Source organism: Niveispirillum sp. SYP-B3756, from assembly GCF_009495745.1.
Classification (GTDB): Bacteria; Pseudomonadota; Alphaproteobacteria; order Azospirillales; family Azospirillaceae; genus Niveispirillum.
In genome coordinates this window covers 154179-166928 of record NZ_WIDQ01000004.1, presented here as the reverse complement: position 1 = coordinate 166928, position 12750 = coordinate 154179, and the positions used below count along the sequence as shown (strand labels likewise).

The 12750-nt window shown below is 65.2% G+C and carries 12 protein-coding genes; 8 read left to right on the top strand and 4 right to left on the bottom strand.

Features of this window, described 5'->3' with window-relative positions; all coding sequences use genetic code 11:
• Nucleotides 1-125 precede the first annotated feature (125 nt).
• The gene (locus GE253_RS10590) at nucleotides 126-1109 is read left to right on the top strand and encodes an alpha/beta hydrolase (RefSeq protein WP_173012587.1); all 984 of its coding nucleotides are present in this window, start codon (nucleotides 126-128) and stop codon (nucleotides 1107-1109) included.
• A gap of 32 nt (nucleotides 1110-1141) precedes the next feature.
• Nucleotides 1142-1927: a hypothetical protein gene (locus GE253_RS10585; RefSeq protein WP_153204108.1), complete on the top strand. Its 786-nt coding sequence runs from the start codon at nucleotides 1142-1144 to the stop codon at nucleotides 1925-1927.
• Nucleotides 1928-1971: 44 nt separating this feature from the next.
• On the opposite strand, the gene GE253_RS10580 is transcribed toward GE253_RS10585, so the two are convergent.
• Nucleotides 1972-2709, bottom strand: a complete 738-nt coding sequence (locus GE253_RS10580) for a PhoH family protein (protein WP_153204107.1) — start codon at nucleotides 2707-2709, stop codon at nucleotides 1972-1974.
• Nucleotides 2710-3128: 419 nt separating this feature from the next.
• Here GE253_RS10580 and GE253_RS10575 point away from each other — a divergent pair, with 419 nt between their 5' ends.
• From GE253_RS10575 to GE253_RS10555, 5 genes are all read left to right on the top strand, one after another.
• Entirely contained in the window at nucleotides 3129-3341 is a 213-nt protein-coding gene (locus GE253_RS10575; protein ID WP_153204106.1) for a hypothetical protein, read from the top strand.
• 221 nt (nucleotides 3342-3562) lie between these two features.
• The gene (minC, locus tag GE253_RS10570) at nucleotides 3563-4360 is read left to right on the top strand and encodes a septum site-determining protein MinC (RefSeq protein WP_153204105.1); all 798 of its coding nucleotides are present in this window, start codon (nucleotides 3563-3565) and stop codon (nucleotides 4358-4360) included.
• Nucleotides 4361-4416: 56 nt separating this feature from the next.
• Complete coding sequence (minD, locus tag GE253_RS10565; protein WP_153204104.1) at nucleotides 4417-5232, top strand: septum site-determining protein MinD; 816 nt, start codon at nucleotides 4417-4419, stop codon at nucleotides 5230-5232.
• Nucleotides 5229-5543, top strand: a complete 315-nt coding sequence (gene minE, locus GE253_RS10560; RefSeq protein WP_153204103.1) for a cell division topological specificity factor MinE — start codon at nucleotides 5229-5231, stop codon at nucleotides 5541-5543. Before minD ends, minE begins: the two co-directional genes overlap by 4 nt.
• Before the next feature lie 94 nt (nucleotides 5544-5637).
• Nucleotides 5638-7233 (top strand): ABC transporter substrate-binding protein, encoded by a 1596-nt coding sequence (locus GE253_RS10555; RefSeq protein ID WP_173012586.1) that lies wholly within the window; start codon nucleotides 5638-5640, stop codon nucleotides 7231-7233.
• An 18-nt stretch (nucleotides 7234-7251) separates the two neighbouring features.
• Here GE253_RS10555 and panB read toward each other — a convergent pair whose 3' ends face one another.
• The 3 genes from panB to GE253_RS10540 all read right to left on the bottom strand — a co-directional run bounded on the left by panB (nucleotide 7252) and on the right by GE253_RS10540 (nucleotide 11497).
• Nucleotides 7252-8079: a 3-methyl-2-oxobutanoate hydroxymethyltransferase gene (gene panB / locus GE253_RS10550; protein ID WP_153204101.1), complete on the bottom strand. Its 828-nt coding sequence runs from the start codon at nucleotides 8077-8079 to the stop codon at nucleotides 7252-7254.
• Between the two features lie 113 nt (nucleotides 8080-8192).
• Nucleotides 8193-9107, bottom strand: coding sequence for an RNA polymerase factor sigma-32 (locus GE253_RS10545; protein ID WP_153204100.1), 915 nt, complete (start codon nucleotides 9105-9107; stop codon nucleotides 8193-8195).
• Between the two features lie 254 nt (nucleotides 9108-9361).
• Nucleotides 9362-11497 carry a protein-disulfide reductase DsbD domain-containing protein gene (locus GE253_RS10540; RefSeq protein WP_211101417.1) on the bottom strand — a complete coding sequence of 712 codons (2136 nt, stop codon included), beginning with the start codon at nucleotides 11495-11497 and terminating at the stop codon, nucleotides 9362-9364.
• A gap of 209 nt (nucleotides 11498-11706) precedes the next feature.
• On the opposite strand from GE253_RS10540, the gene trxB reads away from it, so the two are divergent.
• The gene (gene trxB, locus GE253_RS10535; RefSeq protein WP_153204099.1) at nucleotides 11707-12660 is read left to right on the top strand and encodes a thioredoxin-disulfide reductase; all 954 of its coding nucleotides are present in this window, start codon (nucleotides 11707-11709) and stop codon (nucleotides 12658-12660) included.
• Nucleotides 12661-12750: the final 90 nt, after the last annotated feature.

Sequence of the window (12750 nt, the reverse complement as noted above, 5' to 3'; positions counted from 1 at the left end):
TGGCGCCAAACCATTTGGCCGCATATCCTAATGGGCGAAGGGCAATGCTGCATCGCAGCTTTGACAGGTGGACGATACCCCGACACCATGGGGCGGTCAAATCACGGGCGGAAGGACGGGCCTATATGACGCAGGCGGGTGGTTGGCAGCATGAGAAACGGAGCCTGCCCGACGGCGCCTTTCTGCGCCTGTCGCGCTGGCGGGCGCCGGGGACGGAAACGGGCGTGCCCCTGCTGCTGCTGACCGGGCGCAGCGAATGCGTGGAGAAATATGCCGAAGTGGCGGGTGATCTGGCGGCCCAGGGCTTCCGCGTGGTGGCCATGGACTGGCGCGGCCAGGGCGGTTCCGCCCGGCCGCTGGCCAACCCGCTGAAGGGCCATATCGACCGGTTCGACACCTATCTGGATGATCTAGAAGCCAGCCTGCCCCACCTGCTGGGCGATACCGGCGCGGGGCCGGTGCTGGCCCTGGCCCATTCCATGGGCGGGCATCTGCTGCTGCGCTATGTCGCCGAACGGGCGCATCCCTTCACCGCCGTGATGGTCAGCGCGCCGATGCTGGGCATCCGCACCAGCCCCCTGCCCGCCCCGCTGGCCCGTCTGCTGGCCGCCACCATGGTGGCAATTGGCCGGGGGGGCGATTACGCGCCGGGCCAGCGGGACTGGTACGCCGCCGATCCGGCCTTTGACGGCAATCCGCTGACCTCCGATCCGGTGCGGTTTCTGGTCGGCCATCGCTGCTATGTCGCCCAGCCCGATCTGGCACTGGGCGGTGCCACCTGGGGCTGGCTGGATGCCGCTTTCCGCTCCATGGCGCATCTGCGGCGGCCAGACATATTGGGGCAGGTAAGGATACCGGTGCTGCTGCTGTCCGGTCTGGCCGACCGGATCGTGCGGCCGAACAGTCATGTCCAGGCCGCCCGGTTCCTTCCGAACTGCCGCTTGCGGCAATATCCAACGGCCCGGCATGAACTGCTGATGGAAAGCGAAGCCATCCGTGCCGAGGTGATGGCGGAAATCAGCGATTTTGCGCGTCACATGGTTGCACATCCCGAACAAGCAGCAAACCATCCATTGCCGGGGGACAGCTCCCCCGTTAACATGTCTTAATTTTAGGTGTTTTGCGCAAAGGGAGTGCCGGATTGAAAGGGTGGTTGACGCCGCTGCTGAGCCTGACGCTGGCCTGGGCCCACCCGGTGCCCACCGGCGCGCAGGCAGCGACGGTGCAACTCGCCACCTTGGACTGGCCCCCCTTCAGCGGCAGCATGGCAGAGGGGGGATCGGCGGGCAGCATCATCGCCCAGGCGCTGGGCAGCCGGAACCTCAGCCTGCAAAGCCAGACCATGCCCTGGAAACGCGCCGTATCACAGGCGATGGCGGGGGATGGGGTGGTCGGCTTCTACCCTGCTTCCCCGGTGGAATGCGCCGGTGCCGGCGGGCAATTGTCAACCTTTCCCATCGGGCACTATCAGTTCGCGCTGGCCCAGGCGGAAACTGCCCCTGTCCGCTGGGAACAGCCGGATGATCTGCTGCGGCTGCGCATCGGCATTGTCGATGGCTATGATAACGGTCCGTTGATCGACGGGTTGCGGCAACAGGGGCGGCTGGTCACCGATACGGCCCAGACCGACATGCTGAACCTGCGCAAGCTACAGGCCGGCCGCATCGATGCGGCGGTGGTGGAAATCTCCCAGTTCGCCGTGCTGGCCCCCATGTTGAACCGGACGATGGCCGCCGGAATGGCACGGATCAGCCTGAACCCCCGTCCGCTCGACCCGCCGGCCCAGATCCATGTCTGCTTCAACCACAGCCCCGCCGGGCAGGCCGCACGGCAAGCGCTGGATGAAGGGCTGGCCGGCATTGATGTGCTGGCCCTGCAGGCCGACTATCTGGCCCGCCATGCCCCCGAACTGAATCCAACCAATTAAGAGAACGGGGGCGGGGCGCAGCAAGCCCTGCCCCCCTCAACGCCTCACAACACCGTTAACATGCTGGCCACCAGCGGGTGGCGCACAATGTCCATTTCCGCCAGCCGGACCACGGCAATGCCATCCACCGGTTCCAGCCGGCGGGCGATATCGGCCAGACCGGACAGGCCATCCAGCAGGTCGGACTGATCCGGGTCACCGGTCAGCACCATGGTGGAATGCCAGCCCAGGCGGGTCAGCAGCATCTTGATCTGGGCATAGGTGCAGTTCTGCGCCTCATCGATGACGATGAAGGCATTATTCAGCGTGCGGCCGCGCATATAGCCAACCGGGGCGATTTCGATGGAGCCATCGGCCATCATCGCCTTCAGCCGCTTGGCCCCCAGCCGGTCCGACAGCGCGTCATAGAGCGGGCGCAGGAACGGGGCCATCTTCTCATTCAGGTCGCCCGGCAGATAGCCCAGGCTCTCCCCCGCCTCAATCGCCGGGCGGGACAGGATGATACGGTCGATGGAACCCTTTTCCAGCGCTGCCACGGCGGACGAAATGGCCAGATAGGTCTTGCCCGTACCCGCCGGCCCCAGCGCCAGGGTCAGGCTATTGTCGGCGATGGCCTGCATCAGCAGGGCCTGGCCGGGGCTCATCGGCTTGACGGTTCTGACGTAACTCTGTTCCCGCCTCTCCTCCCCCAGCGGATCCCAGCCGGCACGGCCAGGGAAAAGCGTATGGACCTTGGCATCATGGGTGTTGGAAGAGGACTTCGGCGGCGGGCGCTTGGCCATGGATGTCTCCTCACAGTCGGCTAAGGAACCAGATGGTGCGATGGAATGCGACGCAACGGCGGGGGCCCTGACAGCAGGCAATAAAAAACCGCACCCTCGGTCAGAGGCGTGCGGCGCATGAAAGCCGGTGTCAGGAGGGCCGGTGCCGATCGGCCACACGGCGGGTCACCGGGGGTGGCGCATGATGATGCGCTGCGGCACACAGGTGCGGGATTTCGCATGGGAGCCAACAGACGGTTCCATCCCCCAGATTGAACCAACCATGCTAGGATATCGTAAGATCAGCCGCGCGTCACCAGCTGTTGCGGCTGTCATTCAAGTTTAACACCAGATATTGCCACCCTCCTTCGGACTACCCCCGCATCCCGAGTCGGGCTTGCTGCGGGCGCGAAAGGGGTGGAGAAGCAGCCGGAGCCGAAATGCCGTTCCCGACCAGCCGTTCCAAACCGCCCGCCCCCCACACCGGTGCCGCCGTCGCCGCCACCGATGCGGAATCCGGCACGGAGGGGGCCGACCGTGCCGAGGATTTGCGCAAGTCCTTGTACGCCTTGAAGGTCATGCATGAACGCGGCCTGCTGCCGACCAACCAGTATGAAGAGGAGGTGGCGCGGCTGAAGGGTGACCCCACCTGACCTTTCGGGGCATTCCATGGGGATGTACCGGCACCGGCCAATAGATGTTGTGGAAGGGCCGGTGCTTGTCGCAAAATCTGCGGATGAAATGCTTGACGCCGTTTGCCAAACCGGCTTGAACGACGCGGTTGACGGGGCTGAATCAGCTTATCGCCGCATGGCTGCAGGCGGCGGCGCGGATCGGCCGGGGCTTGGCCTGACAGGTGGGGTAATAATCGGCAATGAGTACGCAGGTCGCCTATCGGGACGCACCCTTCCAGCTGCGCGGCAGCACTTTCACCATGATGGTGCTGAAGGTCAGTGACCCCCGCAATCCCAATTTCTTTCCCGTTCTGTCAGGCAAGATCGCCCAGGCGCCAAATTTCTTCCGCCACGCCCCGGTGGTGCTGGACCTGGATGATCTGCCGGCGGGCGTGCCGTTCGATTTCGAAAGCTTCGTCAAGCTGTTGCGCAATCTGGGCCTGATCGCGGTCGGGCTGCAGGGTGGCACCAAGGAACAGCAGGATGCCGCCCTTGCCGTGGGTCTGGCGCTGCTGCAGGCGCCGCGCGGCAAGGTGGAGATGTTTGACCCTCTGGCCGGGACCGGCCGCAGCCCGGCGCAGGGGCTGGCCAATGTGCAGGCACAGCCGCAGCAGCCGGCACAGGCCCCCGCCGCACCGGTGATCCTGGAACCGCCGCCGCCGCCGCGTGCCTCCATGCTGGTGACGGAACCGATCCGGTCGGGGCGACAGATTTATGCCGCCGGCTGTGACCTTATCGTGGTCGGCCCGGTCAGCCCCGGTGCCGAACTGCTGGCCGATGGCAGCATCCATGTCTATGGCACGTTGCGCGGCCGGGCCCTTGCCGGCGTGTCGGGCGACCAGAATGCGCGCATCTTCTGCCAGAGCCTGGAGGCGGAGCTGGTCTCCATCGCCGGGCTCTACCGGGTGTCGGAGGATATGGATAAGGATATCCGCCGCCGGCAGGTGCAGATCTATCTGAACAATGGTTTCTTGCATATCGACCCGGTTTCCGCCTGAATTGGCCTTTACCGGTTCTTAATCTTACAACAACCTCTGACCTTGGGAGACGCCTCTTGGCCAAGATCATTACGATGACCTCCGGCAAGGGCGGCGTGGGCAAGACGACGTCGAGCGCCGCCGTCGGCACCGGTCTTGCCCTGCGCGGTTTCAAAACCTGCATCATCGATTTCGATGTCGGCCTGCGCAATCTGGACCTGATCATGGGATGCGAACGCCGCGTGGTGTTCGATTTCATCAATGTGATCAATGGGGAAGCGCGCCTGAACCAAGCGCTGATCAAGGATAAGCGGGTGGAAAACCTGTATATCCTGCCCACCAGCCAGACCCGCGACAAGGACGCACTGACGCCGGCAGGGGTTGGCAAGATCCTGGATGAGTTGAAGAAGGAATTCGACTACATCATCTGCGACAGCCCGGCCGGCATCGAAAAGGGTGCCCTGATGGCGCTCTATTGGGCCGACCATGCCATCGTCGTCACCAACCCCGAAGTCTCCTCCGTGCGCGACAGCGACCGTATCCTGGGTGTGATCCAGGCCAAGTCGCGCCGCGCCGAACAGGGGCTGGAGCCGGTGCAGGAACATCTGCTGGTCACCCGCTATGATGTGGAGCGGGTGGAAAAGGGTGAGATGCTGAAGGTGGATGATGTGCTGGAAATCCTGGCCATCCCGCTGCTGGGCATCATCCCGGAAAGCCCGGCCGTGCTGAAGGCATCCAATGTCGGGATGCCGGTGGTGCTGGATGATAAATCCACCGCCGGTCAGGCCTATGCCGACGCTGTCGGCCGTTTCCTGGGTGAGAAGATCGAGCATCGCTTCATCAAGCCTGAGAAAAAGGGCCTGCTCGACCGGTTGCTGCGGAGGACGGCATGAGCTTACTCGACATCTTCAAGCGTTCCAAGCCGCCCACGATTGCCGCCCAGGCCAAGGAACGGCTGCAGATCGTGCTGGCCCATGAACGGTCGGACCGCAACAGCCCGGACTTTCTGCCCGCCCTGCAGCAGGAATTGCTGGCTGTCATCAAGAAATATGTCAGCGTGGACGAAGATAAGGTGGCGGTGAAGCTGGAGCGTGAAAGCGGCTGTTCCATGCTGGAAGTGAATGTGGAACTGCCAAGCCCCGCCGCCCGTGCCGCCGCTGCCGCGGCGGCAGCGGTCAAGGGTAAAACGGCCCCGGCCAGTTGACCGGGCCGGGGCCGGGAGGGGTGCGGCATCGCGCCGACAATGCCCACCGGTTCCCCGACCCTTGGCAGGACAGGGCCGGACAAAACAGGGGACGATGGTGCGTAGAGGGCGGGGCATTGCACGGGGCTTCCTGGCGCTGTTGGCCCTGTTGAGCCTCTCCTCCCCCGCATGGGCGGAAGGAAATCGTCAGGAACTTTCCATCGCCCTGTCCGGTCAATCCACCCTTGATGACCCGCATCAGGCCCGCAGCGGCGCGGATTTCCAGTATTTCGAACATATCTTCGATACGCTGGTGACCCGCGATGGTTTTGGGGTGATGCCCCGGCTGGCCATCACCTGGAACAGCCCGGATAACCGGAAGTGGTCGTTCCGCATCCGGAATGATGCCAGGTTTTCCAACGGTCGTTCCGTAACCGCAAGGGATGTTGCCTATTCCCTTTGCCGCTTTGAAACCCTGTCGCGGGACGTGGGGGGCAATTATCTGGGGCTCTCCCTGGTGGAGATCACCGGCACCACCAGCCTGACGCTGCATCTTGACAGCGCTTACCGGCTGCTTCCCGCCGCCCTCAGTCTGGTTTTCATTGTGGCCGCACCGGCTGATGGGCGCGGTGTGGGCGGGCCCATGGGATGCGATCCGGCCAAAGTGCTGGCCGGGCGCGGCAGCCCCCAGCTTGGCAGCGGTCCTTACGTCGCCGCCGACAGTCCGCAGGCCAATACCCGCAGGCTGGCGGCATCTCCCTACCATGGGGCGGAATCGCCGCCCTGGCGCTCCCTGAACCTGATCAGCGAACCCGACGCGCGGGAACGGCTGCGCCTGCTGTTGGCCGGCACCGTCGACATCATGGAAGATGTGTCACCCTTTCAGCTGCCCTATTTCCAGCGCCAGCCCAATGTGCATCTGACGGAATTGCCCACCGACCGGGTGCTGCTGCTGACCTTCAACATGGCGCCCACCGACAGCGATGGCCGGCCGAACCCGCTGGCCGACAGCCGGGTACGCCGGGCCATAAATATGGCGATTGACCGTTGGGCCCTGGTAGAGCGGGGGCTGGCGGGGGTCGGCGGCCCCGCCTGGCAGCTGGCGCAACCGGGAATGGAGGGCTGGCTGCCCGCGCGGGCCACCGGCCCAGCCAGTGATGTACAGGGTGCGCGCCACCTGCTGGCCGAAGCCGGATATCCAAATGGTTTTGCGGTGGATATCCTGATGCCGCGCACGCGCGTGACCAATCAGCCGCGCGTGGTTGAATTGCTGGCCGGCATGTTGCGCGCCATCAACATCCAGGCGCAGGTAGAGCCCATTGAGGGGGCAGCGACGCGCGAGCGCATCCGGAAAGGGGACTTCACTCTGGCGATGAGCGCCATCGGCCTGACCGCCGGATCGGCGATGGAGGGGCTGGAGGCGACTGCCGGCCCCCTGTTCCACCATACCGGCACCAATCCCAGCGGTTATGAGGATGCCCAGCTGACCGCCCTGCTGGCCAAGGCCCGCGCAGCACCGCCAGCCGCCATCCCGGCCCTGGCGATGCAGGCCACCGCGATTCTGGATCGGGACATGCCGATGATCCCGCTGCTGCATATGCGCGATCTGGTCGCCCACCGGGCTGACCTGACCATTGCGGCCAGCGACACGGCACGGGCCTTCGGGCGGATCACCTGGCCGGCGACGGCCCAGTTGAACCCGCCGCCCTAACAAGGGGATGGCCGTCGATCAGCCCGGACGTTTCACCGGGAACACATGTTCCGGACCCGGAAAGATCCGCGCCTGCACATCGGCCGTATAGGCCGCCGCCGCCGCCTCGATCTGCTCGCCCAGCGTGGCATAGCGCTTGACGAATTTCGGGGTGAAACCGCCGAACAGGCCCAGCATGTCATCGCTGACCAGCACCTGCCCGTCACAGGCCACACTGGCACCGATACCGATGGTGACGGCGGGAATGCTCTCGGTGATCTGGCGGGCCAGTGGCTCCACCACCCCTTCCACCACCACGGAGAAGGCGCCGGCCTCTGCGATGGCGCGGGCATCGCCCAGAATCTTGTGCTGTTCAGCATCCGACCGGCCGCGCGCCCGATAACCGCCCAGCGCATTCACCGCCTGCGGGGTCAGCCCGACATGACCCATCACCGGAATTCCGCGGCGGACCAGGAAATCCACTGTTTCGGCCATTTCCTCTCCACCCTCCAGCTTCACCGCCTGGGCACCGGTTTCGGCCAGCACGCGGGCGGCATTGCGGAAGGCCTGCTGCGGGCTTTCCTGATAGGTCGCCCAGGGCAGGTCCACCACCACACAGGCCCGCGCCGATCCGCGTACCACGGCGGCGCCATGGGCGATCATCATCTCCAGCGTCACGCCCAGCGTGCTGTCCAGCCCATAGACCACCATGCCCAAACTGTCACCGACCAGCAGGCAATCCACATGCGGGTCCAGCAGCCGGGCGGTGGAAACACTATAGGCGGTCAGAACTGAGACAGGCTGCTGGCCCTTGCGGGCGGCGATATCCGGTACACTGATACGCTTGATCTGGCTGGTGGCGCTCATTTCCGGTCCCCTCACTGCTTTTTGCGCTGCGGCAAGCCGCTCGTTGCAGCAACCCCTAGCATAATTTCCCTGCCGGGGGCAAAGCGGGGACCGGGCGCATCACCATCCACCCATTACTGCACCATGCGCATTTCGCCCCGTGCCCGTTTGGACGCCATGGGCGGCACCGGCCCAGCCGGCAACTCGGCACTGCTGCGCACCCGGCGGGCCACCTTCTTATAGGCGCCGCTCTCGATCTGGCGGATACGTTCCTTGCTGACCCCGTAATGCTGGGCCAGCGTTTCCAGGGTCACCGGGTTTTCCGCCAGATTGCGGGAGGCGAAAATATGCCGCTCCCGTTCGCCCAGAATGGTGAGCGCATCACGCATCATCGCCCGCCGGTCGTTCAGCTCGCTGCGCTCGGCCAAGTTTTCCTCCACCGATTCCCCATCATCGGCCAGCAGGTCAATGGCTTCATGGTCGCCATCCTCCCCCACCGGCACATTCAGCGAGGTAACGGGCGTTGAGAAGCGATGCTCCATCTCCCGCACCTCCTCCACCGAGGCGCCCAGCGTCGTCGCCACGCGCAGCACATCATCATCATTCATCACCCGGTCCTCGATCCCCAGCTTGCGCTGGGTCTGGCGCAGGTTGAAGAACAGGCGCTTCAAGGCGGCCGTGTTGCCGCCCTTGATCAGCGACCAGTTATGCAGCACGAAGCTCTGCACCTCCGCCCTTATCCACCACAGCGCATAGGTGGACAGCCGGAAGCCGCGCGACGGGTCAAAGCGCTGCACCGCCTTCACCAGGCCGATATTCGCCTCCGAGATCAGGTCGGCGATGGGCAGGCCGGAGCGGGCATATTTCGCGGCAATCTTCACCGCCAGCCGCATATGGCTTTTCACCAGCTGGTCAAAGGCGCGGCGATCCTGCCGCTCCGTCCAGGCATGGGCAAGCTGCTGCTCCTCTTCCGGGGGCAGCATGGGGAAACGGTTGGCCTGCGACGTGAAACTGCGCAGCAGGTCGGCGGATTCGGTGTAGCTGGCCATGGCCTCTGTCCTCCTCTGGACGCGGCGCGATGCGGATAACCGGCCCGGCATTGGCACCGGCCACATCTCCCAATGGGAACCGCTCCTTCTTGGAATGATTCTAAGATAGGACGGTGCAGGCTTATCCGCAAGACCCGGCGCGGCTATATATCAAAGGTCATAGCGCAGACCGGGGCCGGCAATGAAAAAGGGCGACCGATCAATGCCGGCCGCCCTTGGTCAACAAAGCGGAGCGTCAGGGGTTCCCGGGGGATTTACCCCTGGATCGGCGCCATCGCCTCCAGCACTGTGCCTTCCGTCAGCAATTGCGGCAGCACCAGCGGTTCCGCCGCACCGGGCAGATAGAGCAGGTAGAGCGGCACGCCGCTGCGGCCATGGCTTTCCAGGATGCGGGCGATCTTGGCATCGCGGTTGGTCCAGTCGCCCTTCAGATAGGTGATGCCCTTCTGCTTCATCGCCGCCTTCACCGCCTCGGTCGACAGGGAGGTGCGTTCATTCACCAGACAGGTGACGCACCAGGCGGCGGTGAAATTCACGAAGACCGGCTTGTTCTGGCCGCGCAATTCGTCCAGCCGCGCCTCGCTGAAGGCTTCGTAATTCTTCGCCGGGCCGCTGCTGGCAGCCAGGGCAGCGGGGGCGGCATTCATCGCCGTGCGCCCGGCCCCCAGCACAGAGGCCACCACCAGCGCCAGCGCCACCAGCCCGCCGCCGACCCGCCAGCCGGTGCCCGACTGGCGGGTGACGCCATAGAGCCAGCCGGCAAAAGCCACCGCCACCATGCCGGCCAGCACGGCGGCCACCGTGTCCGGCCCCGCCTGCACCGACAGCACCCAGACCAGCCAGGCCGCCGAGGCATAAAGCGGGAAGGCCAAACCCTGCTTCACCCGGTCCATCCACAGGCCGGGGCGCGGCATCCGGCGCAGCAGCGCCGGGCTGAAAGTCAGGGCCAGGAAAGGCAGCGCCATGCCCAGGCCCAGCGACAGGAAGACGGCCATGGCCGCATACCAGGGCTGGGTGATGGCATAGCCGAGTGCCGTGCCCATGAAGGGCGCCGTGCAGGGCGTGGCCACCACGGTGGCCAGCACACCGGTGAAGAAGCTGCCAGCCAGCCCGCCCCTGGATGCCAGCCCCTGCCCCACCCCCATGGCGCTGGTGCCGATACTGAACACGCCCGACAGCGACAGCCCCAGCAGCAGCATGACATAGGCCAGGATGGCGACCACCAGCGGGTCTTGCAGCTGGAAGCCCCAACCAATCGCCGCCCCACCCGCGCGCAACACCAGCAGCGCCCCGGCGATGGCGGCGAAGCAGGCCAGCACACCGGCGGTATAAACCAGCCCATGCTGGCGGGCATGGCCCGGCCCATGGCTGATCAGCGCCATCGCCTTCATCGACAATACGGGGAAGACGCAGGGCATCAGGTTGAGGATCATGCCGCCCAGCAGCGCCAGCAGGATGGCTCCGGCCAGGGAGGTGCCCGCCGTCTCCTTCGCTGCCGAGTCGAGCACAGTCCCCGCCGCTGGGGTCGTCGCAGCCATCGCCCCGGTATCGGCACTGATGGCAAAGGCATGGCGCAGCGGCTTGCCGTCCAACTCCTCCACAAAGGTCAGCACGCCTTTGGCCGGACCGGCCGGCAAGGCCCCGCCGGGGGTCAGCGCCAGGGTCAACCCCTGCCCATCCAGCTGCATCGGCTGGGCGGCATTGGAGGCAGCGGTCTTGAAATCGTCGGGGAAGAAGAAGGCGTCGCGGATCTTGCCCTGCGCCAGCTCCGGCGCCTGGATCACCAGCTTATGCTGCTTTTCCCCCGGCACCAGCCGCACCGGATAGGGGCTGGGCACCGGCAGGCTGGTCCGGGCCTCCGTGAACAAGGCCGCCGCCTCCGCTGCCGGCTTCGCCGCACCGTCCACCACCGGCACATCCAGGGTCAGCGTTGCCGACTCGGGAATACAGATGTCCTCACAGACCAGCCAATCGACCGCCGCTGTCAGGGTGACGGGGGCGCCGGGCTTGGCATCGGCCGGCAGCGTCAGCGGCACCAGCAGATGCACCGTGTTCTGATAGCCGAAATTGACCAGCGGCCCGATGGGAAAGCGTTCCGGCGCTGGCCAATTGATATCGCCTGCCTGCCAGCCCGCTGGCAGGGTCCAGCCGATGGAGGTGGCGATGCCGCTATCCCCTGGATTGAGCCAGTAGGTATGCCAATGCAGCCGGATTTTCTGGGTCAGCGCCACCCAGACCTGCTGGCCGGGGGCAGCCCCATCGGTTTCCAGGGTCAGATGGCTTTCGACATTCTCCGTTGCCACGGCCGGACCGGCAACCAGGGCGGCCGGGGCGGCACTGCTGGCAAGAACAGTCAGGGCCAGGGCGGCCGGCAGGAACAGCTTGGACATGGGCGGGTGATCTCCTTCGCACCCTAGATTTAATGCTGTCCGGAGCAAACGACCACCCCCTATGCGATGGCCGCAGCAAGGCACCCCTGCACAGCGGTTGAACCAGGACAGCAAGGCGGCTAGGTTCGCTTGCCCGATGGCAGCCGGATGTCCATCTGCGGCATAACCATACTATTGGCTGAAAGCCTCCGTTCAAGGAAACGCCCCCCATGACCACGCATCGTTCCAAGGTTTTGATCATCGGCGCCGGCCCCGCCGGCTATACGGCGGCGATTTATGCTGCGCGCGCCAGCCTGGAACCGGTGCTGGTCCAGGGGATGACGCCGGGTGGTCAGCTCACCATCACCAAGGATGTGGAAAATTACCCCGGTTTTGCCGACCCGGTGGAAGGCCCGCACCTGATGGAACAGATGCGCGCCCAGGCGGAGCGCTATGGCACCAAGATGTTCTTCGACATCATCACCGATGTTGATTTCACCCAGCGCCCCTTCATCTGCAAGGCCGATAGCGGGGATGAGTTCGTGGCCGACGCGGTGATTATCGCCACCGGTGCCCAGGCCCGCTGGCTGGGCATTCCCGGCGAACAGCATTTCCAGGGCGCTGGTGTCTCGGCCTGTGCCACCTGCGACGGCTTCTTCTTCCGGGGCAAGGAAGTCGCCGTGGTTGGCGGCGGCAATACCGCGCTGGAAGAAGCACTTTACCTCACCCACCATGCGGCCAAGGTGACGCTGATCCATCGGCGCGACAGCTTCCGCGGCGAACGCATCCTGCAGGAGCGCGTCGCCGCCCACCCGAAGATCGAGGTGGTGTGGGACAGCGTGGTGGACGAAATCCTGGGCGTCGGCGGCGACAGCTTCAGCGATCCCAAGCGCGTTACCGGCGTGCGCCTGCGCAATGTGAAGACCGACGCTGTGTCGGAACGCAGCCTGGACGGCGTGTTCGTCGCCATCGGCCACGACCCGGCGACCAAGCTGTTCAAGGGCAAGCTGCGCATGGATGAGGAGGGCTATCTGGTCACCGCCCCCGACAGCACCCGCACCGACATTGATGGCGTCTATGCCGCCGGCGATGTGAAGGACAAGGTGTTCCGTCAGGCGGTCACCGCCGCCGGCATGGGCTGCATGGCGGCCCTGGAAGTGGAAAGGTTCCTGGCCGGCCATTGATTCGGCGGCAGATGGTTCACTGGCCGAATCAGGCCGGTGCGGACGGGTATTTTCGCCGGAGGATGGCCGGTGCGACCCGTCCGCACACCC

Coding starts and splice junctions, on each gene's coding strand:
- GE253_RS10590 (WP_173012587.1), top strand. CDS start 126: ATGACGCAGGCGGGTGGTTGGCAGCATGAGAAACGGAGCCTGCCCGAC.
- GE253_RS10580 (WP_153204107.1), bottom strand. CDS start 2,709: ATGGCCAAGCGCCCGCCGCCGAAGTCCTCTTCCAACACCCATGATGCC.
- GE253_RS10575 (WP_153204106.1), top strand. CDS start 3,129: ATGCCGTTCCCGACCAGCCGTTCCAAACCGCCCGCCCCCCACACCGGT.
- minC (WP_153204105.1), top strand. CDS start 3,563: ATGAGTACGCAGGTCGCCTATCGGGACGCACCCTTCCAGCTGCGCGGC.
- minE (WP_153204103.1), top strand. CDS start 5,229: ATGAGCTTACTCGACATCTTCAAGCGTTCCAAGCCGCCCACGATTGCC.
- GE253_RS10555 (WP_173012586.1), top strand. CDS start 5,638: ATGGTGCGTAGAGGGCGGGGCATTGCACGGGGCTTCCTGGCGCTGTTG.
- panB (WP_153204101.1), bottom strand. CDS start 8,079: ATGAGCGCCACCAGCCAGATCAAGCGTATCAGTGTACCGGATATCGCC.
- GE253_RS10545 (WP_153204100.1), bottom strand. CDS start 9,107: ATGGCCAGCTACACCGAATCCGCCGACCTGCTGCGCAGTTTCACGTCG.
- GE253_RS10540 (WP_211101417.1), bottom strand. CDS start 11,497: ATGTCCAAGCTGTTCCTGCCGGCCGCCCTGGCCCTGACTGTTCTTGCC.
- trxB (WP_153204099.1), top strand. CDS start 11,707: ATGACCACGCATCGTTCCAAGGTTTTGATCATCGGCGCCGGCCCCGCC.